This is a genomic window from Halorubrum sp. AS12 (genome assembly GCF_051122765.1).
GTDB lineage: Archaea > Halobacteriota > Halobacteria > Halobacteriales > Haloferacaceae > Halorubrum > Halorubrum trapanicum.
In genome coordinates this window covers 268710-290397 of record NZ_CP185386.1, presented here as the reverse complement: position 1 = coordinate 290397, position 21688 = coordinate 268710, and the positions used below count along the sequence as shown (strand labels likewise).

Genomic DNA, 21688 nt, shown 5'->3' with positions numbered 1-21688 from the left:
CAGATGGAAGATGGGACGACGAGCCGGAACGCCCTTTGTGGATTCGACCTAAGACTACTGCATGTCAGATGGCCGTGTAGACCAATCACCGATGCAAGAGGCGTTCGCGTTGCTCGGTCACGACATCCGGCTGGACATTCTGGTTGCGCTGCTCGACAATTGGGTGGCCGCGTACACCGAACCCATTCCGTATGCGGAGTTGATGGACGCCGTCGAGGTGGAGGACAGTGGGAAGTTCAACTATCATCTCGGAAAGCTCCGCGGCGCATACGTCCAGCAAGTTGAGGACGGCTACGTCCCGACCGCAGCAGCGACCGCCCTCTATCGAGCGGTCGTCGCCCACCAACCCGGGCGAGAAGCTAATCGGACACAATTCGATGTCGATTCAGAGTGTCCCTCTTGTGACGCTGAACTCGTCGGGACGCACGAGCGCGGATTCCTGTCGGTAGACTGTACGTCCTGTGAAGACTGGATCGGCTTCTCGTATCCGTTTCCGAAGAATGGTTTCGCCAATCGGAGTGACGACGAGATCGTCCGTGCCGCCCACAGCCGCTGTAAACATCATCTCGCAGCCGCTCGATCTGGCCAGTGTCCATTCTGTACAGCGACAACGACCATCGAACTCCAAAAAGACGCTATCGCGGAGGGCGATGATCCGGCGGTCGAAATCACCTGTAACTCGTGTTCCTTTCACGTCGGCTCCCGTATCCTGTTTCCTCTCTTGCTCGAAACCCGTGTGACCACAGTGCTTTCCAACGCAGCGATTGATGTCGAACAGTACGAATGGGAACTCCCGGATCCAACAACATGTATCACCTCACGGGATCCGCTCCGGATCCAGATCCGGGTCCACGGAGACAAAGATACAGCAACCGTCGTCATCGACAACTGTCTCAACGTGTGTTCTGCTGGTACAATCGATGATGGCCAGGGGTGAACTATACCCTGCCGATGAAACCCAGTAATCCGTCCACCGAGATATTCGATGTATTGGATGAAACCGAAGCGGATCTCATCGGAACCCAGGGTGGACGTGAAACCAAGCAGAGCTATCACGAGTTGTACTGTCTCCCCATCGAACGAAACGAAGCAAACGGTTCAATCCGCATCTACGAGGAAGTCCCGGACTGGTAGTTACGGGACGTGGAGTTAGCACAACAGCTTCGTCTCTTTCTGAATATTTTTGACGAATCAATCGCTCAGTGACAAGGCGAATACAGTGGTGAAACGATTCCGTTTCCGGTTCGAACAAATTAATACAGTAGCGAAAAGAAGTTGGTTCGCAGGTATTCGAACTGTTTATTCGTAGTAACGATCAGCGACCTGTATGAGCAGAGTGACGATGAGCAGTGAGATCCAATTCAAGCAGACCCCGGAGCGAGATTTGTTTGCGAACGTTGTCGTTGCCCCTCGGTCGAGCAATTTTTGAAATCACAGCATTATCCGGGGGCTCGTCGAGGTGCTTTCTACGCCCTCAAATTGGCCCGACGAGGTTCTTCTTTGATTTGAAACCGTTATATTGTCTTACGGCTCTGTTGAAACCCTCAATTAGTGATAGGTTCCAGCAGACTTGCTGAATACACAGCGCGAATCGAACAACCATAACAGTTCAAGCAAAATCTACGCCCTTGGCGTCGAAGGAACTCATCTGGCGCACATAACCACCACGTGAATCATTCTATGACACCTATCCGCTAGTGTTCATACTAGTCCCAATCCTACGATAATGAGATAGGTAAAGAGATTGTTGAGCATATGCATGAGGACTGCACCAGTTAGGTTATCAAAGCGCAGTCGGAGGACTGCCGGAAGAAGTCCCCAGACAGAAATAAACAGGGTGCCCGCAACGCCAAAGTTTGGCAGATGAATCAACGCGAACAGTAGCGTCATGACTGTCACTGCACTCACAATCCCGTATCCACGAGCCAGTAGCGTCCCCAGAACCAAACCACGGTACAGAATTTCCTCAGTGATTGGTGCGATTATCACCGCACCGAGTACGATAATCGCTATCGTCTCCAGCGAAGTGAGCGAATACGAGAGTCCTTGCAGTTCATACCCTAACACGCTGCTAATTCGAGAGGTGAGTTGGTAGACGCCGAGCCCACCAACGAATGCGGCTCCAGCCCAGCCGACCTCGGCGACCGATGGTCGGGTGAACTTGAAGACAGCCTCGCGTTCCTCGGCTGTGAGGAGAGCATACAGCACACCAACAGTCACGACGTTTGCCAACCCGTAGATGAGATACGCCAGCGGCAACCCATATGCTTCACGCGGTGTCCCGGTGACGATGCTGTGGACAATGAAAAACACCATCGTCAACGGCACGGGGAGAACAGCGATCAAGAGAACGAACCACTTACGGTCTGTCAAAATATCGACCCTCTCTCGAACCCGGCCATGAACAACCCTATCTAGTGCCATATTGGATGGTCGCCAAGAGATGACAAATATTCATTGTCATTCTCGATACTATCCAAGTCAAGCACGGCTTCGAGTGGGCCGATGAAGATAGCCCCGAGAGAAAACAGGAAATACACGACCAATCCGTAGTCGCCCGGATCAACTCTGTGTGACATGACGAGTAGTGATAGTACAGCCGCCAATGTAGTCGTTTTGCGAACTCAATTTCACAAGTGACCAGTTCCAGATAGAGCAGACACGAGGTGGATCGACGAGCCGGAACGCCCTTTGTGGATTCGATCTGAGATCGGACTTGTATAGGGTTCTAATCTCTCTCTCAGGTTCAGCCGTTCCTCGTCCGAAAAGACGATTCGTTCACCCCCCGAACGAATGCCCCTCGCGCCCGTCGCCGTTCTTGGGTGTAAAACCACAAGTATGCGTCAGGGTATGGGTGGTGGTAGATACAAGGTGTGGCTCTGTTGAAATCCTATCTTCTCGATACCTTTCTTGCCAGAATAGTCCTTAGGCAGGTGGGGGCTGGTAGTTTGAGAAATCATCGGTTTCGATGGACAATTATTCGAGCGTGCTGCATACAGGGCGCGAGTCGGTCAAATTTCTGTATTAGATTGCGGAGAATGGGAGAAACAGAGATGTTGGTTGATGATTCAGCTACTGTTAACAGGATTTAATAGCAAATGTGACTTGTAGGGGTGTATGGAGGCCGGGCTCGAGATTCTGCTGATCATCACTGGAGTCGCGGTTGGACAGTTTCTGCTCTTGATTCTTCACGAATTCGGCCACGTCATCCCGGTCCTCGCAATAGGCGGAACAGCACACATCACGGTTGGTGGCCAGGACGGTCGGACAGTCAACTTCGGTCCGCTTGAAGTCACTGTCGGGCTTGAAAGCGTCCAAAGCGTGTTTACGTACGGGACGGTCAAGTGGAGAGGCGTTAACTCAGACCGGATTCACGCTGTAGCGATTCTCTCTGGACCACTCATGTCGTTCGTGGTGGTCCTCATATTCGGGGCAACGGTACTGAGTGGTGTTGAGTCCCCTATCCACTGGATATTGATCAATTTGGCCCTTCTGGAGACATGGAGGCTGTATCAAACGCTCGTTCCAAAAACTTACTCTCGGGGCCCATACGAAGGGAGACCCAGCGATGGGAAGCGGTTCCTACAGCTTGTGCTGTCATGACTATGTACGTCACCAAACGTCGTCTTTGGGATCAAAATTGAATCTGAAAGGGTAGCGTGAGTTCCCTCGATTTGCGAGGATTCCAACGCTTCTTTTCGAATGAACGGCTCGATCAGGATTTCTCTTGAGCCAACACGTGGACCGATGCCGTGGAGTCGGCCGAGTGCTTGTGTCGCTTCTGCCAGCGGTGTAATTAGCTGTTCAGTATTGATCGAGGGGGGGAAGTGCGTCAGGCCGGAACGCTGAATACGTCCCCTTCGGTGTCGTCGTGGGAATGACCTCACCGGGAGCTGCCTCATCGAAGTCATCGCGCTCCATTAGTGGTATCCCTACAAATACGCCCGCCACTATTGGTTTTTTTCGGCCCTAAATCAAAATAACAGAGTGGCTGATTACACCGTCACAACTACTGGGGATGGAGTCAGCACAACGGATTCGTTTCTTTCGATCAGGGCCGTCCGGGTTGGCTGGTAGAGCTAATGTGTATGTCTTGTACGACGACGAATCGGAGCCCAACGGCTCGACAGTCGCTACTGGATGTGGTACTCAGGACTCCGTGGTGTCGTTAAGGTCGGGATGAAACAGGTCTTCGATTGTACAATCGAAGTGAGCCGCGAGTTTGAACGCGAGTTCCAGCGACGGATCGTACCGGTCACGTTCGATAGCATTGATTGTTTGACGAGACACGCCAACGGCCTCTGCGAGGTCTGCCTGGCTCTCGTCGCGTGCTTGCCGTTGCTCGCGGATGCGTGAGTTCATCGCTATTGATAGTACCCGACAAGGAGGCCGTACGTGAGATACACGACGGTAGTCGTGATTGAGAGAGTACCCGTCGCTGGCCCCCACTCGAAGTGCGGAGTCGTCGAGAGCGCCACCAGCGATGGGAACACGATGGCTGCAAGCCACCCGAACGCTGCGAGTGTGACGCCACTCGCACGCTGATGGATCGTGTCGTCCCGCTCGTCAAACCACGTGTAGTCCGTTTCAGAGGGGATTAGTATGGCTCCAGCCATTCCGAGCGCATAGAGTCCCACGGCAACCAGCGGGAATTCGAGCGCGGTTCCCACACCGAGGGCAAGTCCTGCGAACACGAAACAGGCTATCATCAGTCGTTTGTGCGTTTCCGGCGGGCGGGATTGTATGACAGTGGGTGCTAGTTCTGGCATGAGTGGTGTCAACCTCGCTTTCCGTAAATCCTGCTTTACAGTAAAGCGTGCTTTACACACCTACATAAAAACTCCGGTTCAGTTCGTCCAAACTATTTGCTGACTACAGCCTCTGTCTCTACCGATTCGTGGATCGGGTGTGAGAACGGTTCTATGACACCCTATTTTCTGGATACCTGTACCAGCGTCGAGATTTGACTGTGGAATCGTATCGTGCCAGAGCAGTGGTTTTCACTGGCCGAGTGGCAAGCGTCGATCGGTGTCTGTCACAAAAACTTCTCGACGGAATGTCTTCCGGTCAATCGCCGCTAACCGCCACACGGACTGGCCGGTGTACGATGGCGAACCGCTGTACGATCGGCAGTCACTCGACGGGCTCAAACTAGATGTCCGCACTGTCGCACGGGCCTGGTTCAGCCATGATGATCACGAGAGTGTCGAAACGTTCGTCTGCCACCTCCCGCTCGCGTACTTCGAGTTCGGTTCTCACGATCGATATACCGGGTCGAGTGACTACGAGATGGAGACACTGTTTCGAGTGTTCCTGCTCAAAGAACTCCACGGCTGGACTCACGAGACGGCACTTGTCGAATACCACGAACAGCGGCCCTCGCTGTGTGATCGACTGAGATTAGAATCGATCCCGGATCAGTCCACGCTCTGACGGAGCTGGCACCGACGATTCTCCAAAGAACTGCGGGAGTTCTTTGATTCAGCCGCTTACACCATTCTCGTTGCCGCCGAGGACGCGGGCGTCGCCGTCCCACGGTCTCCGGAACGGGAGTCGCCCTACGTTGGCGAAGCAGGTGAAGACACGTCTCCCAGCGACTAGGAGATCCTCAACTGCGCCTCGAAAGTTAGGAGCACCTCGACCGAATCGCCTATCCAGCGTTCTCGTTGGGCCGGGGAGAGGGCTGTGAAATACACGAAAACGCCTTCTGGGACTTACAGACGTATCTCGGCTTGCGTGAGGGATTAGCCGCAAACGAGGGTGCTCGAAGTTTCATCCACGAATCCGACCGTGATCGGACGCCACTCGGACACGCTCATCGCGAGCATCTCCGCGGGCTTTCTATCGAGCAGATTCGAGAGATGTACTGCAACGCTGTCAGCCGGTTACTGGATGAAGTGGCCGAGACGGAGGAGTTCTTCGGAGCTGGGTTCGTCGCGATCGACAGCACCGAAGACGATCCGTTCACCGGCGATAGAGCCGGCCACGAAGATGAGATCATCGGCACCAAGGAAGAGACAGACGAGTACGCCTATCAGTGGGCGACTGTTCAGTTAGTGGGCAATGCTGTGCCGATCGTACTTGACGCCCGTCCCGTTCGGCGAGGAGAGACACGGAAGGAGATAGTTGAAGATCTGGTCGACTCTGCTGAGGATCTGATTCATGTCGATAACGTCCTGATGGACCGGGAATTCGACAGTCAGCACGTGCTGGAGATGATTAGCCAGCGCGGACTGTCGTACGTTGTACCCAAGCGAATGCAAACCAGCGAGAAAGCCCAGGCTGAGCGCCTTCTCCAACGTAGTCAGGACCGATACGAGACTTCCCGGAAACTACATCTGGGCGATGATGAGTGGCATTCGACGAGGTTGGTCTACCGTCGAAAAGAGTACGCTGAGCACGATAATCACAGGCAGTACTCGGTGTTCATGACCAATCCAGGGAGTGGACACCTCACCGAGTACGGGTATCGGTGGGAAATCGAGAGCGGCTATAGGTCGATCAAACGATTCATGGCCGCAACGACATCGAAGAACTTCGGGCTCCGGTTCTTCTATTTCGCCTTCGCGTGCCTGCTGTACTCGATTTGGCGTACGGTCGATCTCCTCGTCTAGGTAAAGCTGACTGGAAGCTACGGACACTCACCGATCGTTACCGCCGATAACACGCTCACACTGCTCAAGAAGGCGACCGGAATTGGATAGGGGGCGATGGAGTCCGTGCGAGGGCTCCCGCTGAGTGGCAACGCTCTCAGGAGTTCTGGTGGACCGCAAATATAGTTGGAATGTAGGCAACAAAACTCCTCTGAGCGCTGGTTTCGAGCAGATTTCGATTAGCGATTCGCCGAATATCACGCATTACAGCCCCGCTATTCCCCGTATAGTCGCAACTTGCGGGGCGCAAGTTAAGTTGCGAACGACACGAAACGTTCACGGCTTCTTTTATTCACAACTAGGATCTAACAGAATGACTGAAAGAGCATATCAAAACCTACAGAGACACGATTGAATTCTACTTGAGAATGTCCTAAAATAGAAAACACCTTATGCTGTGAGGAGTGTTCCTTCATCCTCGAGTTCGGAGATCGATTCTTTTGCCCATTGGATCACCTGCTGGTTTGTGTTTCGAATAACAGCTGAGAGATGGTTCGTATCTGAATAGATACCCGTATACAGAATTTCGTCGTCAATCAAAAAGAGACTATAGCGTGAGATCTCGATCCCCCTGTAGATACCGTCACCAGATTCGATATGGGGAATAATACGATCGGGCTGATTGTCGAGAAGAACATCCAAAACATCATTGCTCACGAACAGGGTGATATCGGCATCCCCGTCTGTACCTTGTCTTAGAATCTCGTCGATGTGGGGGATCAGTATTTCTGTAGCTGCTACGATTTTCTCACCGTTTCTGAGATCGTTGTCCAATGGCTGTATCCTCTCGTATGGAGCGTAGTCAGGAGGGTGAAAGACAGATCCACCGAGAAAAATTGACTTGTCGAGCTCGGCGTCAAGCGGGAGGGATGACAGTTCAGGACTGGTTTCTTGTAACATCTGGAACGAATTTGTGAACTCTTTACAGAGATTATAGGCAGTCTGGCCAGTATAGGTCGGCTTACAAACTCCGTCTACTCGTTCGACAAGATCGAGGTCTTCTAATTCTCGAACCGCCCGGTTGATCGTCGGACGTGATTCAGAGAGGTTCTCGACAAGCGTGCGCTTGTCCGGCTTACATTGGCAGATATATTCGAGGACGGTCTGCCGTTTGAGGACCACGTCAACAATGTTTCCGGTGGAGGACGCCATACTTCATATCAATATGCCAACTGAAATGAACGCGGGGATACCTCAAATCATGATTTGATGTTCATGAATTGAACTGCTGATCGATGGGTGACGACGCAAAAATCAGGTATCCGAAAATCCCTACTAAGCCAAGTGTAAAGACACAAAGGCCGGGGTACTGGAGAAAAATGGCAGTCAGCGATTCTTGTCTACCATACCCGCCCGCCCCGACCTGCTGCCATTGGGAACCTGGTCCGAAAAGCTGGACGGCGTACTCCACAATTAAGCTGAAGAAGGAGATTACGCCGAGCAAGCCTAGAGCACTCTTGATACGTGATCGGATACGTGGTGTATCTTGTTTACTGGCGAAACTGAGAATGAGCGGGCTGTGGGTGGGACCGTAGACATTCATCTCTTTCCCACGATCAGAGAGCCATGTTCCAACGGGCTCGATGAGTTCAGCTTCCTCGAGCTTCTTCAAATGGTAGTGTGTGTTCTGGAGAGTTGTTTCAGTAAGCTCCTTCAATTCGGTGGCCGTCTTCGGTTCGTGCTGAATCGAATTGTAGATCGCTAGTGTCGTCTCGTTGCTCAGGGCTTCGAAAAGGGGGACCGCGTGTTCCTCGTTCATATCGACGATTCTGAGTTCGTTAGCCTCGTTGAGAGGGCGTTCGTTTTGGGCGAGGTCGCGGATTGAGGTCATTATCTTTCAATTTGAGAACATACCTCCCCTCACTTAATATACACGCAATGTCAGGCCGAAACTGGCTCTGTCATATATACTAAAAAAATCAAGGTGTGAACAATACATCGAATATTTACATTCGGTTACTGAATTTTTGGAATTAACTCTGCGTCCATTTGTTCACAAGTTAATGTATTGACAATACCCTGACGAGATGGAGATGGAATGCCAACAAACGACGGCTCTGATCGGACAGAATCGTATTCTGCGAAACGCCGGGGAGTGCTTGCGGGTATCGGTGCTACACTCACTCTACCAGGAGTGGCAACTGTCGTCGAAGGAAGCGATACTACAGAGATACCCTACGTCGTGACTGACGACGAGGTTCTTAAGCACAAAGAAGTCCCGCAGCCGTGGCTTGAACACGTCCGCAACGCCCTCCAAGCGAGAGCCGATTTCGAGGACCAGATCGCACCGATGTCTGGTAGTGAATCCGCTGGTGTCGCTCGCTCGCCGGAAACCCACGGTGGGAAACCCGGCCTCAAAATCCGGGTTTCAGGTAACAAGCGCCTCCAGTCGATCACACCTGACGAGTATCAGGGTATCGAGGTTGAGGTTGTCGATGAACAGGACTGGCAGGAGGCTTGCCACTACGAAACGCGTGACGACGTCGCCGGCGGTCTTCCGATCGAAGCTCGCTGGGAAGAGAATGGTGAATCCTACACCGGCTGGGGGACTGCTGGGTTCCCAGTCCAAGACAGCGATGGGAACGATCGGCTGTTGACAGCTGACCATCTTTGGGAAAACGAATCGTGTCGCTCCAGTGCTGGTGAGGAAGCGACTCAGTATACGCAAGATTTCGGGGAGGTGGCTGAATCTGAGGTTCAACCAGACTTTGCGCTTCTGGAGAAAACGAATGGCTCATTGGACTTGTCATCGGAGATCGTCGAAGAGTATGGTACACAAGAGGTCTCAGGGTGGTTCTCGGAAGAGGCTGTCAGCGATCTTGTCGCGGAGGGTAAATCTGCTCATAAGATGGGCGTGACCACGGGCAAGACAACTGGAACCGTCGACGCGATGAACCAGTCGATCGGGTACGGCTGTGGCGATCTCGAAAACAGGGGCGTCGTTCTCACTGGGCTCGACGTCGGCGATGGGGACTCGGGTGGTCCGATGTACCGCATTGAAGAGATCGGTGGAATTCAGTATCGCAGTTCTGCTTGGTCATACGACCCACGCAACGAATATCCACGATTCCAAGTCGTGTGTGGGTGGGGATCGAGATGTCGGCCGGACGGCAGCTGGTCATGCGTGGTTCCACAAGAACAACGAATACGATATCACGATCTGAGTTTCGGAGTGGATTGTTTTCTGGATCTTCTGTGGAATGGAGGCATCTTGTGTTCTCATGTCTGGGGGCGGTCAAGCTTCAGTTGCTCTGATTCGCTTAGTCAACTCAATTGCTGTTCCCAAGACCACGACGATACCAAGGGCTGATACTGATAGCACGAATTGATCTTGGAAGGCAAAGTTTCGAGATAATTCGGCAACCCCAATCGGGATGACGAGTCCTGCGAGAATTACTGCTGCCAGCGAAACAGTTGCTATTACAATTTTTTGATCACTCTGAATCTTTTTGAGCTTATAACCCCCGATAGCAATTAATCCAACTACGAGACCGAGTGCTATTACACTTCGTCTACTGAGCGCGTTATTAAGTAGAAGAAGCGTTGTTGCGATATACCAGAGGGCAAGATATTTCGTCATATCTTCCAATGAACTCCTCTCAGCATAAAACATTGTTGGGTGTGGTACATTTCATCCTTTGATTATCTGCTCACGGTTTGATTGATGCTATCATTCTCTTATATATTTCAGTAGATAACGTAAATTCCGTTTGGGTCTTCCTCTCAATCGGAGCATGTCTCCAAACATAGAGGTGAGCGATCGGCGAACAGTGATCAAATCGACTTCAGCACTTCTGGGTGTCCTTGGGTTGGGTGGCACTGCAAGTGCCTCAGGAGAAGATAATGATTCAAAACCGTCCGATGACGATGTTCGATCGGGTGGTTGGGGGCCTGATGATGATGATATCCAACTATCCAGTAACACACCAGGCACCACTCAAACTAGCGATATCGACTATAGTGCACTGACCTATATCGATAGTCTGGAAGCTGGTGGTCCAATCGACTCAGATCCGGGGGGAATTCTCTTGGGATACGCCGATCACTTCCTACATTTCTACCGTGGCGACGAAAAAGATGACAATGGGAACTACCTGTACTATTTAGCTTTCTGGTCTTCAGGAGATCCTGCAAATGGCGCAAGCGCCGTTCGAGAACTGTCACATGAAGTGGAGCTTGCTGATGATGACTGGAACATCACTCAGTTCGCTCCTAGTGAAACGTACGATGAGAATTGTAGCGAGGTCGATCTTGAGGTTGGAGTTAGCTACGGCGGGGCGTACATGAGCATGGCTCAGTCGGTAGAGGTTTGCCAAGGCAAGTTAGAGCCTGATAGCGGAATCGGTCTTCAGAACTACGGATTCGGATTTTACGGTGGGTTCCAGGGAGCAGGAGATGACAAGAAGCGTTACGCTAAAGGAGTGGCAATGTTCCGGGCACCTGAGTTGCTCGATGAAAATAATCTCAAAAACGACATCGACTGGAGCCCGTGGGGAGAATTTGTTATGATCTGATGAGCTAAGCTCTATCGAGTCAGGGTGTTTCGACGATCGCGAGAATCTCTGGCGCTCGGTACACCCTCCCACGTTCTTTCCCAGTAATTTCATCGATGATCCCGTCGTCGGAGAGCATGTCGATCGCGTTGTAGACGGCCTTCTTGGACCGACCAGTCGCTTCCTGCGCGCGGCTCGCCTGTAGATACGGTTCCTCAAAGAGGTGGGTGACGACGTCGCGAACAGCTGGGTAGTCCTCGTACTGTTCAAGATATGTGCCTCGAAGGTCTAAGAGCTCTTGGCCACACTCGTAGGCGTCGTGGGCTTGGTCGCGGATCGCAGTCAACGCGAACCGCACCCACTCGTCCCATGCCCCGTCTCTGCTGACGCGCAACAGTTTGTCGAAGTACTCGCTCCGGTTTCGGTTGAAATACGCAGACAAGTATAGGTACGGCTCATCAAGCAAGCCAGCGTCGTACAACTGGAGCATGATAAGGAGCCGTCCGAGTCGGCCGTTCCCGTCGCGGAACGGGTGGATCGTCTCGAACTGGTAATGAGAGAGGACGATATCGATGAGCGGCGGGTAGTTATCCATCCGGTTGTACGCGATGAGCTGATCGAGTAGCATCGACACGTGGGCCGGGTGGGCCGGGATGAACTGTGCGGCCTCGGAGTTCTGGTTCGGACCGATGATGACAGGGGTATCTCGGATGGTGCCAGGACGCTTGTCTTCACCACGAACATCGAGTAGGAGCGATTCGTGGAGTTCACAGAGGAGGGTGCGGTCGATCCTCTCGCCCTGTTCGAGCCGATCGAACCCCATCTGGATAGCCTCGACGTAGTTGTACGCCTCTCGGATGTCTCGTTCGGATGCTGCTGCCCGTTCAGGGTCGTCGTCTGGCTCGTGGAGGATGATGTCTGAGACGGTGACTGCGGTGCCTTCGATCTGGGAGCTCATCGCCGCTTCTCGGACCACGAACGGGGCGAGCAGGAGGTTCTCGTTTTCGATGTGGTCGTGAAGGGTCGAAAGCTGGCCGAGCGCGTAGAGAGCGTCGCCGTAGGCGTCGAGAATCTCCGAAGTGAGTTCAAGCTCTGGAGGGAGGCTTGCCGGATTGTAGCAGGGGAGTCCGTTGTGTGGCTCGATCCGACCAGGCCCATCTTCGAACTCAGCGGGGTTCATTACAATACAGATGGTTCTCAACCCGCATAAGTGTACTGAACCCCGCCTGAATACACTTACAGCAGATTCAAACCGGAGTAAGTGTACTGAACTCCGCTCGAATACACTTACAGCAGATTCAAACCAAGATAAGCCTTCGTCGCCTACCACAATTCACGTCAAACTTAACGCGAGGCCGAATCATCGGCTTAGGACCGAATCAGCCCAGTACAACACTCGCGCAGTATATTCAGTAGGGATATCGTGTCAGACTTAAAGGATTTCAATAGAACCACAAAATTCCAAATTTAAAAGGCGAAAATAGGGGAAAGGGCTGTACGGTTTTGATATTACGGTTCGACAGTGGTGATCATGTACGTATCCCAGTAGTCGCCTACTAGGACCGTTCTTGTGCTCCCCCACGTATTGTGGGTATCCAGGTAAAGATCAGTCCCTGTCCACGATCCTTCTTCTTCGTACCCGACCACGGTTTCCGAATGGCCGACTAGGACGTCCCATTCTGGTGGTTGTATTCCATCAGGAGCAACATCCTTCTTCCCGGCTTCCTTGTCGCCAAGGGTATTCACGAATGGTGGATTGTTATCGTCCACACCACCTTTTGCCGCAGCCGGCCGGCCAGTGTAGTTGTTTGACGCTGAGTATGAGCTGTCGTAGCCTTCGATACCACTTGGCATGTACTGGGGCCAAGTTCTCCCATTCGGATTTGTATTCATCTCATCATTGAGGCCATCAATGATGTCAGTCCGGTTGGGGTTGGTTTCGTGGTATCCGATACACATTGATGCCGCGATCGGTGTCGATCCCGGCCATTCACTATAGCCAGTATCTGTCCAGTTTGGAACATCACTGACACTCCCACTGTTGAGTGGCTCGACATCACTCAGGTCTGCTTCATCGGGGTCAGTGAGCTTGTCCCAACGTTGAGTGTGGTCAGTGGTGGGGTTGATTTTCGGCGCGTTCTCGAGTTTTTGTGCCCCCCGGTCATGAGGTTGACAAAGTACTCCTCGTCAGCTCTTTCGCTATTGGCCTTGATACCGAACGAGAGTGGGCCCTGGAAGAGATGCTGGGTTTCTGAGGAAGGTGAGAGTCCGTCGTGAGACACCACCTGTTCTGTCTCGAGATGTGGTGCAGGATCGGTACCATATTCCACAACGGGTGGCATCTCTTGGTGAGCTCCTGTCGTTACGTGTCCCACGTGAGTGTTCCCGTCCACGACTGGGAAGACGTAGACAGATGCCACTACATCGCTGTCTGCTCCCTTCTTAGTCAGAGAGTAGTACAGTTTCGGTTTTTCGATGGTTGCTCCAGCGAATTCTCGGTAAAGTTCTTTCTGTGAAGCCTTCTCTACCGTTTGTTGAGCCACATTCGTTGCGTCTCGGACGGAAATGTCGGGTTCCGGCTCGCTTTCCCCCGCAACTGAACCGATACTCAGGGAACCTCCGGCGATCAAGCCGAGTGCGCCACCGACGGCTTTCAGGCTACTTCGGCGATCGATGTCGACTATACCACTACCAGACTCGTTGGGATTTTCTTCTACCATTTTTTAACCGCGAAAGTACAATTTTTTGTTTCTACCTTTACATTATTTACTGACGTATTTCGCATGTGTAGATGGTTGATTTCTAGTTTGAATACTGATCAAGGTGTGAGTGAATAGTCAGAGAGTGAGTTGATATTTAACCAATGAACTAAAGTGATGTTACATGAGTGGTTGGAATATGGATAACAAATTCAAAATTAGGATGGTTGAGGTGCTTGCTGGAGCGGCAGTGGTGGTGCCGTTCCTTATTGACGTGTATTTGTATCGATTGTATACGTCCAATGCGTCTAGTGTATTTTTCACACTTATTCTTCCGATACTCTTTGCAGCTGTTGTCATCGCTGGTTCTCTTTCTGAGGAGCGTTCGCTCATTAATGCGATCGTAGGTGTCGCTGCTGTAATCACGTTCATCGTTGGGTCTGGAAGTTTGTACTCATACTTTTCGACCGAAGGTGGCGTTTTCTTTGGTGGACTGTTCACGGTTGTTGTTTCGATAGGGCTCTTTGCTTGCGTGCTTCTTCGTGAGATATACCACCGTGTTGGAGGTAGTCAGGGATCCAAAGTTAGTTCGGAACTGGAGAATCCGTGAATATTCTCATGAATGGCTGTTGAACCCCCATCCCGTTATGTCACTCGTACAGTCCTACAACGATGAACCGTCTGTGTACTATCGTTGTGGTTGTGACTAGACTATTTCAGACAATCGTCTGTTCATGTGGTGATTAAAATAAGACTAGTTTTGAAATTACCATTATTTAATGTAATATTCCTACAGGAACGAACGTACTGTGCGGCCGAAATAGGCCGTAGTGAAACCATGAAGGAAATGTCCTCGACTCGCCGAAGAGCACTCAAGAAAATCGGTATATTAGGTATTGGCAGTACCATGGTTGCGGGCAGTGCCTCAGCTGACGATCTGACCCCACCGGGTGAAGGTGAAGATCCTGTGAGCACACAGGATAAAGAGACATATACTGGTGGGGACATGTATGGTGACGGCGAATTTCAGGTGGGCCTCGGTACGGATATCACGGCCTACGCCCCTGTCTGGCGTGACAGTATCGGGGAAGACGGTAAATGGGAATACGACTTCACCATCGAAGGATGTACTGCTTGCCGATTTGTCGATGATAATGGAGACCCGATCGAAGGAGACAAAAATGAGAGGATGTGGTGGCAGGAGATTACGGTGAGTGATGGGACTGATATTTACAGCCGGGATGACGCAGATTGGATTGGTTCTTCTCCCAAGGATCAATCCCAAGACTTCGACTACTCGTCGTACGCATTGGCTCGAGATGGGATAACCCTAGCTCTGACAGCACTCAACCCTGCGATGGGGGGGATCGGGCTCGGGGCAACCTATTTCCTATCCGATATGGTTAACTGGGTCTCCAGCCAATCTGGAGGAACCGGTGGTGTATTTAGAGAATGGGACTACACTGTTCTCAACGGACCACAGTGGGCAGATTCTTCGACCTTCCTGCTCGTCCGTGACGAGCTAGCAGCAGGCACTGACGAATCGTTCTCCATTCAGAATGTTGCGGTTGCCTTCCCTGAGTACCCTGTGATCACTGAATTCGATGTCTCTTTCAACACGCCACCGGAGCCAAACTCTCTCAGTACCCAAGAACAAGAAGAATACGGTATCCAGAAAATCAAGCCAGAAAACAACAAGCCGAGTCCGGGGCGAGAAAGCGACTCAGATGAAGAAATCTATATCGCAGATCCGAGGAAGACCATAGATGTCACAGCAGTCAAAAATCCTGAAGTCCCTGATACTGTGTACGACAAGATGGCTGAGAAGAGAGAAGATCTCGAGCTTCGAGCATAATCGACCAATAGATTCTAAATTTTATTTGAGGTGCTAGGTTCGCCCCTTGTTCCTACTATACAATACTGTTCTATCGGTTCTCAAAAGGAGCAGCAACCCACGGCGAATCAGGAGCACCGTGACGAACTATTTTGACTTCTGATCGGGTCACATTATCCAGCTGGATTTCGGTAGGCGACTCCATCCGAATACTGAGTCTCTTCCCTTTAGCGTCCGCTCCAATATGGAATGTTGTTTCGTTGACTTGGCCATAATCCTCACTAATCTCCCAGCGTAATGTCACCTCAAGATCGGTCCCTTCTGGTTTTAAGACATCAACAAAGGCAACCAACCGGTCAGATTCAACTTGATAAGCCGTAGCAGCCTCTATCGAACCCTGTACGGTATTATCTTCTTGTAGTACAGAGCAGCCGGCCAGGCTAGCAGTCATTCCAGTTACTCCTACAAGTAGCGATCGGCGTGATAGTATTTTCTCAGGGCTCATTGTGTGGGAATATGTTAACTTTCGGTTTAGTTATTACGGGAAATTGAGTTCGAAAAAGGGTTCCTACAGGTGACTACGTTTTTGGGACTGCCGAGATTGGGTCCAAATGTATCTCCTGCTGAGTATTTCAACAAATCCATACCCCAAAGGGTCCAATGACAGGTCAAGAAGAATTAGAAATGGTCGTCATCTACTCGGCGAAAAAGATCTTGTAACTTCGGCGGCAACTCTTTTGGATGTACCTGATTGCCAGCTCGCAGATCTTCAGCATATGCTTCGATTGACTCTGGATCATCAACCCACTCCAGGAAATCACCCTTCCGGTCTTCGTATTCACGTCTAGCGGTGATGAGTCGCTCGTGGCTCTCTGTCACTCCGAGATGGCGCATCCGCTGTCGGAGGTAGTGGCCCAACGTTGTAAGAGTCCACACACGGCGGACGGAGTCATCTCGGTATGCTTGGTCAGGAACAATCAGCCTGAGATGGACGGCTTCGTCACGGCGATCATTCAGATACCCACGGCTTACGTCCAGTAAATCATCGATTTCGTCGAATCGATACCCTTCACCATCAAGAAGAGAGATCAACTCAACTGCGCCCTTCTTCTCGAAAAATTCCGACAGTTCATCGTAATCCACATCCTCTAAATTAGGCGCTGTATCGCGGATATCATCTGGCATTACCTACTGTTCTGTGATGCAGCGCTATTCACCTTGTACATTAGTTCAAAATATACTGGCATTCAGAATATACTCAAATATCCTATGTATTACTGTTTGAGACGAACAGTAGTATGCGATTTTTGTATTTAACCCTCCGTATCAAAGGTTATTCCGGAAACTTCGGAAACGACACGCTAGCAGTTAAGTTCAAAATGAATCTACCATCGATACTAATGTCCTCACTCAACTGGGCTGTTGACAGCTCATTTTTGTCTATCGGCGGTGAGAGCCGATGAGCAATGAGAGCAGTCGGGTTCAAAGTAGGCTGACAAAGCAAGTTGATGATGTCCTTACTGCAAATACTGACTGGATCACACTTGCGAACGAACTGGACGTGAGTCGCTATACGCTACGGGACGCACACCCTGAGTGGAGTTCGTCGCTTCCGTTTCGGCCAATGTTTCTGGCGTATCTGTGGGCAACTGTCGAGCGTGAATCCCTGTCAGGAATCCCAGAACGCCTCTCTGACCGACCGGAACTCGCCCGTGCATTTGGGTTTGAGATGGATGATCTCCCCTCAGAAAGTAGTTGTAAACCAGTTCGGCTTGAAAGCCGATTCGGAAAGTTACAGACGGTCGTCGAATCAGGTGCTGAAGAGATCCGCCTGCTTGCAGCTGAACGAGGCGCACCAATCGGGAATGATCTTCTCAAAACAGCGGACGACGAAGACAAACAGTCGCTGTCAAATCGAACCGTCCAACGCTTGCTACGGAAGAAGGGGCATCAGGTGCTTGATGAGTTGAAGTCGGTAGCCATCCCTTCAATCTCACTCTCTCGCTCGGATGACGCGATCTACGACGACGATGAGTTACTCGCCTTAGAAGCAATCGCATCAATCAAGCAGCAGGCGGCGCACGGTTCGGGGCAGAAGCTGGGTGACATGAAAAACCCAGACCCCGCTGTTGATGACCCGTTCTACGAGGACGGTCCATCTGGTGAGACGCTATTGGAAGCCCTCAAGCAGATGTCCATCGATGAGATTGCGACCGTGCTGAATTTCGCTCTCCGAAAGACATACACACGCGCGAAGCCCCGAATCAGGCAGCTCGAACACGATGACGGCTCACGGTTTGGAACTCGGGCGAAAGTCGCGCTGGACATCACGTATGTTGCCTACTATGGCGATCTCGACGAGATGAAATGGGTCCAGGGCGCACCAGAGGGGAAGGGATACACCTGGTGTCACAAGTTTGCGACTGTCGTGATCGTCGGCGAGAACACTCACTACGTCGTCGGGGTGTGTCCGCTTGGGAGTACGGACTACGCCCCGACAGACGCCTATCCTGGCAAGGGTAATTCCTACTATATCGGGGATGTTCCACGGCGACTCCTTTCGATCGCCGAAGACTACGTCGACATCAGGATGGTGTATGCCGATAGGGAATTCCACGCTGTGGACGTCATTCAGACGCTTACTGACAAGGAATTGGACTACGTGATCCCTGCTCAGAAAGATCAGCATCGGATTGGACCGATGTGTGACCGGTTTGATCAAGTGAAGCAGGGGTATCACGAACCGAACGACACCCCGCTGTATGTCGAGGACGATTTCGTCATGCACGGTGCAGTGAAGGGTGGCGTCTCAAACCACACGGTACATACGACCGTTGCCGTGTTACCCCCAGCAGAAGATGATGATGTCCATGAAGAGGGATCACCACAGCCCTTTATCACAAGTCTCGATGTGAGTGACGAGGTCGCCTTAGATCGGCGCTGGGCGAAAAATCAGATTGAACAGTACAGTGACCGCGGAGCGATCGAGAACTCGTACTCGTCGATCAAGAACGCAGCAGCGTGGACTACCTCGAAGGAGTTCGGAGTACGGTGGTTCCATTTCGCTTTCGGGTGTGTGGTCTACAATATGTGGTTGTTAGTCGATTTCCTCACACAAGAGCGTATTGGGGTCATTGAAACCCGGAAGAAGCCCAGAATCACACTCAGTCGGTTCCTTGATTGGCTGGACAAAGAGCTGATCACACTCATTTAGAGCTCGGTCTGGGCTAGCCCTTCGCGAGAGGCATCACTCTTTGCTGAGGTAGATTTCGACCGATAAGTTTGTTTAGTATAATAATTCTAGCTCTATGATAGCAATTAGAGCGTAATCGCGGCTATTTCCAGCGGGTACTGGTACGAATAGAGTCGATCCCGTGAACGTTTTGACCGGCATTCGCAACTCCACGCGCAAGATTTTGTATAGCGATATACAATGTATTATCTGCTGTAGTGCGGAGTTCCGGCGCTAAGAGACTCCAGAACCTCGAATTCTCCCGATGGGACGAATACAGCAAGTGGTCGTGATTACCCCAATAATCATGACCACTTTGAAGTACCCCGACGCCGTCGGTGAAGCACGAATGCTCGCAACCGGCTCACGACGGCGCTTCCCCGGGGTAGAACCGCCAATAACGGGGTTCGAGATTTCTCTGACTCTCCTCAGCCGAGGTCGAGGCAATGGCGAAGAAACGTATTCGATATAGGACTAATGACCTCAACCTATATTAAGACAGAGCGCGAACGGTGTTGTATGGCCGAAGACAAATCGAACTCCGAGGGCCTGATGGAGCGTCAGACCACGGGTGAAGACCGCGTGAGGATGACTGCCCGGCAGCTTTCGGAGCCTCAGACGGCCAACTGGATCGCCTCCGAAGCGGGCTGGTCACACGAGCCGACCAAACGCGTCCTCGATCGGCTCGTCGACGATGGCATCCTCCACCGTGACGAAAGCGGGACTCACACCACGTATTACCCCGATTACCGCCGCCAAGCGATGCAGGAGGCGATGCGGCTCCGAGACAGCGGGCACACTGTCGAGGAGCTCACGGACCGTCTCGCCGATATGAAGACGCAGATTCGCGACTGGGAGAATGAATTCGGTATTGAGTCGCCAAACCAGCTTCGCGGGACGCTCGCTGATGAGTCCCTTGACGCCGATGAAGAAAATCGCCGCCGTGAAATTGCCCGCGAGTGGGGGCACCTACAGCGACGTATCCAGATCGTCGGCTTCGCCATCCGCGAATGGGACTTCCTCGCGCCGACGACAGAGCCTGCTGAGGCCAGCAGCTAACGGATGTCGGTCCCACACCCAGGTGGTGATCCGAATGCGAACCTCTACGCCCAATTGAAGCGAGACGTCCTCGACCGGGTTCCTCAGATCACGACCGTCGAGTTCCTTCCCGACGATATCGAGGCCAAACAACTGCGAGCGGTTTTCGATCCGACCCGCCTTGAGGATCCTCCGACAGGTCCTGAGTCGCCGGAATTAACCGTCAAGTGGTATCGGCAGGCTCCACACGATTGGTTCCGCATCAACTACACCGACCCGAACACGGGCTTTCACGCTGGCTGGCACCAGGACGAGGACCATCCCGATCTCGGACGGACGCATTTCCAGTACTCAGCCGCCACTACGGAGGACCGCTGGGGGATCGCATTCGAACACGAAACCCCCTCCCTGATCCTCTGGGAAATCGTCGAAACGCTCCTTGCGGACGTTCGGCCGACCTACCAGTACGCGCACGAAGAGTCATGACTCCCGGTACACCTCGGAACCGTTCCGAACAGTCACTCACGAATTCCTTTGAGCGCTACCTCCAGGACAAGGGGAAAGGCCGCGGTGGCGACGGCGGTAACTATCGACGTAACGCTGCACGCGAGCTCGAGCGGTTCGCCGAGTGGGCCGCCGGCGACCGCGGCGACAATGACTGGACCGGGATCGTCCCGGCCGACGCTGATCGAAAAGCAACCTTCGAGGACATTGACGAGCGAGTCTTCCGGGAGTACGCCCGGCATCTCGGTGGAGATCGGGGACTCAAGCAGAATACGGTACAAACCTATTACCGCTATATCTCTGCGTGGTGTGGCTGGTGCGTCAACGAGGGATATCTTGAGGCCCACTACGCGCAGCGGGCGAGTGCCATGGCGCCGCTGCCGGAGGACGACGGTCGCAAGCCCGGTGACCAGCAGGCTTGGACGTCCGCACAGCGCCACGCCCTCACCCGCCACGTCGACGAACAGACCCGTGACGTCGTCGAGGCGTACACGACACTTCCGGAGGATACTGACCTCCTCGACAAGCAGCGAGCACGCTACGCAGCGCTGAAGGTGGCTCGTGACCGGGCGCTGGTGTTCGTCCTCGCGTACACAGCTGTCCGTGTCGGGGAACTCCTCCGAGACCCGAACGACCCGCGCCGGCGCGGCGTCCGCTGGGAGGACCTCTCGCTTGACGAGGGGAGTATGGACGTCTACCGCAAGAAACAGCAGTGGGACGCCGCCAGCCTTCCCGACCCGGTAATCTCTCCGCTGCGGAGCTACCGCCAGCTGATGGACCCACCGACGGAGCGCTGGCCGGTGTTTCCGACGTTCGACCAACGGACCCTCGCAGGACTCGTCCAGAATGAGCTCGCCGACCGAGGGGAACGCCCAAAAGCAATTACTGAGCGGCGTGAGGAGTACGCTCGCGACCTACTGCTGGCGCTCGATGAGGATATCCGGCCGCCGTCAATCACGACGGACGGCGCACGGTCGATTCTCCAACGGCTCTCGGAAGCTGCAGATATCGACATCGACCATCCGAAACACGACTATCTCGCGCCCCACGGTGGCCGACGTGGAATGGGTGAGGTGCTTGTCCGTGCGTTCGGCTACACCGTCGCTGCTCGTTATCTGGATAACTCCGAGGAAATGGTGAGGGAGCGTTATTCACATATCGAAGCTGGTGAACTTGGTGATGTCGCAACTGAAGCACTAGAAGAGATTGATACTCTCAGATAAAGAGACGCTTCC

Annotated in this window: 21 protein-coding genes and 1 pseudogene; 11 read left to right on the top strand and 11 right to left on the bottom strand. The window is 52.6% G+C overall.

From position 1 onward, the window contains the following. Nucleotides 1–91: 91 nt before the first annotated feature. On the top strand, nucleotides 92–937 hold the full coding sequence (locus ACODNG_RS16320; protein ID WP_434523177.1) for a winged helix-turn-helix domain-containing protein: 846 nt from the start codon (nucleotides 92–94) through the stop codon (nucleotides 935–937). A gap of 764 nt (nucleotides 938–1701) precedes the next feature. Here the strand turns inward: ACODNG_RS16320 and ACODNG_RS16315 are convergent. Next, a complete protein-coding gene (locus ACODNG_RS16315; RefSeq protein ID WP_434523176.1) occupies nucleotides 1702–2424 on the bottom strand; it encodes a lysostaphin resistance A-like protein in 723 nt (240 codons plus the stop codon). 693 nt (nucleotides 2425–3117) lie between these two features. On the opposite strand from ACODNG_RS16315, the gene ACODNG_RS16310 reads away from it, so the two are divergent. Next, nucleotides 3118–3603: a hypothetical protein gene (locus ACODNG_RS16310; RefSeq protein WP_434523175.1), complete on the top strand. Its 486-nt coding sequence runs from the start codon at nucleotides 3118–3120 to the stop codon at nucleotides 3601–3603. On the opposite strand, the gene ACODNG_RS16305 is transcribed toward ACODNG_RS16310, so the two are convergent. From ACODNG_RS16305 to ACODNG_RS16295, 3 genes are all read right to left on the bottom strand, one after another. Beyond that, the gene (locus tag ACODNG_RS16305; protein ID WP_434523174.1) at nucleotides 3534–3902 is read right to left on the bottom strand and encodes a Fic/DOC family N-terminal domain-containing protein; all 369 of its coding nucleotides are present in this window, start codon (nucleotides 3900–3902) and stop codon (nucleotides 3534–3536) included. The two genes, ACODNG_RS16310 and ACODNG_RS16305, sit on opposite strands and share 70 nt — an antisense overlap. A gap of 247 nt (nucleotides 3903–4149) precedes the next feature. After that, complete coding sequence (locus ACODNG_RS16300) at nucleotides 4150–4362, bottom strand: helix-turn-helix transcriptional regulator (RefSeq protein ID WP_434523173.1); 213 nt, start codon at nucleotides 4360–4362, stop codon at nucleotides 4150–4152. A gap of 2 nt (nucleotides 4363–4364) precedes the next feature. Continuing rightward, entirely contained in the window at nucleotides 4365–4670 is a 306-nt protein-coding gene (locus tag ACODNG_RS16295; protein ID WP_434523172.1) for a DUF2178 domain-containing protein, read from the bottom strand. 358 nt (nucleotides 4671–5028) lie between these two features. Between ACODNG_RS16295 and ACODNG_RS16290 the strand changes: the two are divergent. Then, a pseudogene (locus ACODNG_RS16290) lies at nucleotides 5029–6704 on the top strand (transposase). A gap of 339 nt (nucleotides 6705–7043) precedes the next feature. On the opposite strand, the gene ACODNG_RS16285 reads toward ACODNG_RS16290, so the two are convergent. Next, on the bottom strand, nucleotides 7044–7805 hold the full coding sequence (locus ACODNG_RS16285) for a hypothetical protein (protein ID WP_434523171.1): 762 nt from the start codon (nucleotides 7803–7805) through the stop codon (nucleotides 7044–7046). Between the two features lie 61 nt (nucleotides 7806–7866). Continuing rightward, nucleotides 7867–8484, bottom strand: a complete 618-nt coding sequence (locus ACODNG_RS16280; protein WP_434523170.1) for an ArsR/SmtB family transcription factor — start codon at nucleotides 8482–8484, stop codon at nucleotides 7867–7869. 351 nt (nucleotides 8485–8835) lie between these two features. Here ACODNG_RS16280 and ACODNG_RS16275 point away from each other — a divergent pair, with 351 nt between their 5' ends. Then, the gene (locus ACODNG_RS16275; protein WP_434523169.1) at nucleotides 8836–9963 is read left to right on the top strand and encodes a hypothetical protein; all 1128 of its coding nucleotides are present in this window, start codon (nucleotides 8836–8838) and stop codon (nucleotides 9961–9963) included. A 442-nt stretch (nucleotides 9964–10405) separates the two neighbouring features. Further along, on the top strand, nucleotides 10406–11167 hold the full coding sequence (locus ACODNG_RS16270) for a hypothetical protein (RefSeq protein ID WP_152420063.1): 762 nt from the start codon (nucleotides 10406–10408) through the stop codon (nucleotides 11165–11167). A 19-nt stretch (nucleotides 11168–11186) separates the two neighbouring features. On the opposite strand, the gene ACODNG_RS16265 is transcribed toward ACODNG_RS16270, so the two are convergent. The 3 genes from ACODNG_RS16265 to ACODNG_RS16255 form a co-directional block, all read right to left on the bottom strand. Continuing rightward, entirely contained in the window at nucleotides 11187–12326 is a 1140-nt protein-coding gene (locus ACODNG_RS16265) for a Fic family protein (protein WP_007992744.1), read from the bottom strand. Nucleotides 12327–12655: 329 nt separating this feature from the next. Further along, nucleotides 12656–13000: a hypothetical protein gene (locus tag ACODNG_RS16260; RefSeq protein WP_434523168.1), complete on the bottom strand. Its 345-nt coding sequence runs from the start codon at nucleotides 12998–13000 to the stop codon at nucleotides 12656–12658. A 206-nt stretch (nucleotides 13001–13206) separates the two neighbouring features. Further along, on the bottom strand, nucleotides 13207–13866 hold the full coding sequence (locus ACODNG_RS16255; RefSeq protein WP_434523167.1) for a hypothetical protein: 660 nt from the start codon (nucleotides 13864–13866) through the stop codon (nucleotides 13207–13209). A 163-nt stretch (nucleotides 13867–14029) separates the two neighbouring features. Between ACODNG_RS16255 and ACODNG_RS16250 the strand changes: the two genes are divergently transcribed. Both ACODNG_RS16250 and ACODNG_RS16245 read left to right on the top strand, forming a co-directional pair. Beyond that, nucleotides 14030–14455 carry a hypothetical protein gene (locus ACODNG_RS16250; protein WP_434523166.1) on the top strand — a complete coding sequence of 142 codons (426 nt, stop codon included), beginning with the start codon at nucleotides 14030–14032 and terminating at the stop codon, nucleotides 14453–14455. Between the two features lie 228 nt (nucleotides 14456–14683). Continuing rightward, nucleotides 14684–15700 carry a halocin-H4 gene (locus ACODNG_RS16245; protein WP_204365381.1) on the top strand — a complete coding sequence of 339 codons (1017 nt, stop codon included), beginning with the start codon at nucleotides 14684–14686 and terminating at the stop codon, nucleotides 15698–15700. A gap of 70 nt (nucleotides 15701–15770) precedes the next feature. Here the strand turns inward: ACODNG_RS16245 and ACODNG_RS16240 are convergent, their stop codons facing one another. Together ACODNG_RS16240 and ACODNG_RS16235 are read right to left on the bottom strand one after the other, a co-directional pair. Then, nucleotides 15771–16184, bottom strand: a complete 414-nt coding sequence (locus tag ACODNG_RS16240) for a hypothetical protein (protein WP_152420060.1) — start codon at nucleotides 16182–16184, stop codon at nucleotides 15771–15773. A 173-nt stretch (nucleotides 16185–16357) separates the two neighbouring features. After that, the gene (locus tag ACODNG_RS16235) at nucleotides 16358–16864 is read right to left on the bottom strand and encodes a hypothetical protein (RefSeq protein ID WP_049897367.1); all 507 of its coding nucleotides are present in this window, start codon (nucleotides 16862–16864) and stop codon (nucleotides 16358–16360) included. Between the two features lie 274 nt (nucleotides 16865–17138). On the opposite strand from ACODNG_RS16235, the gene ACODNG_RS16230 reads away from it, so the two are divergent. The 4 genes from ACODNG_RS16230 (at nucleotide 17139) to ACODNG_RS16215 (ending at nucleotide 21676) form a co-directional block, all read left to right on the top strand. Then, nucleotides 17139–18893, top strand: a complete 1755-nt coding sequence (locus ACODNG_RS16230; RefSeq protein ID WP_434523165.1) for a transposase — start codon at nucleotides 17139–17141, stop codon at nucleotides 18891–18893. 495 nt (nucleotides 18894–19388) lie between these two features. Next, nucleotides 19389–19970 carry a DUF7342 family protein gene (locus ACODNG_RS16225; protein ID WP_434523164.1) on the top strand — a complete coding sequence of 194 codons (582 nt, stop codon included), beginning with the start codon at nucleotides 19389–19391 and terminating at the stop codon, nucleotides 19968–19970. A gap of 3 nt (nucleotides 19971–19973) precedes the next feature. Next, nucleotides 19974–20435, top strand: coding sequence for a hypothetical protein (locus tag ACODNG_RS16220; RefSeq protein ID WP_434523163.1), 462 nt, complete (start codon nucleotides 19974–19976; stop codon nucleotides 20433–20435). Beyond that, nucleotides 20432–21676 (top strand): phage integrase SAM-like domain-containing protein, encoded by a 1245-nt coding sequence (locus ACODNG_RS16215; RefSeq protein ID WP_434523162.1) that lies wholly within the window; start codon nucleotides 20432–20434, stop codon nucleotides 21674–21676. Before ACODNG_RS16220 ends, ACODNG_RS16215 begins: the two co-directional genes overlap by 4 nt. Nucleotides 21677–21688 lie beyond the last annotated feature (12 nt).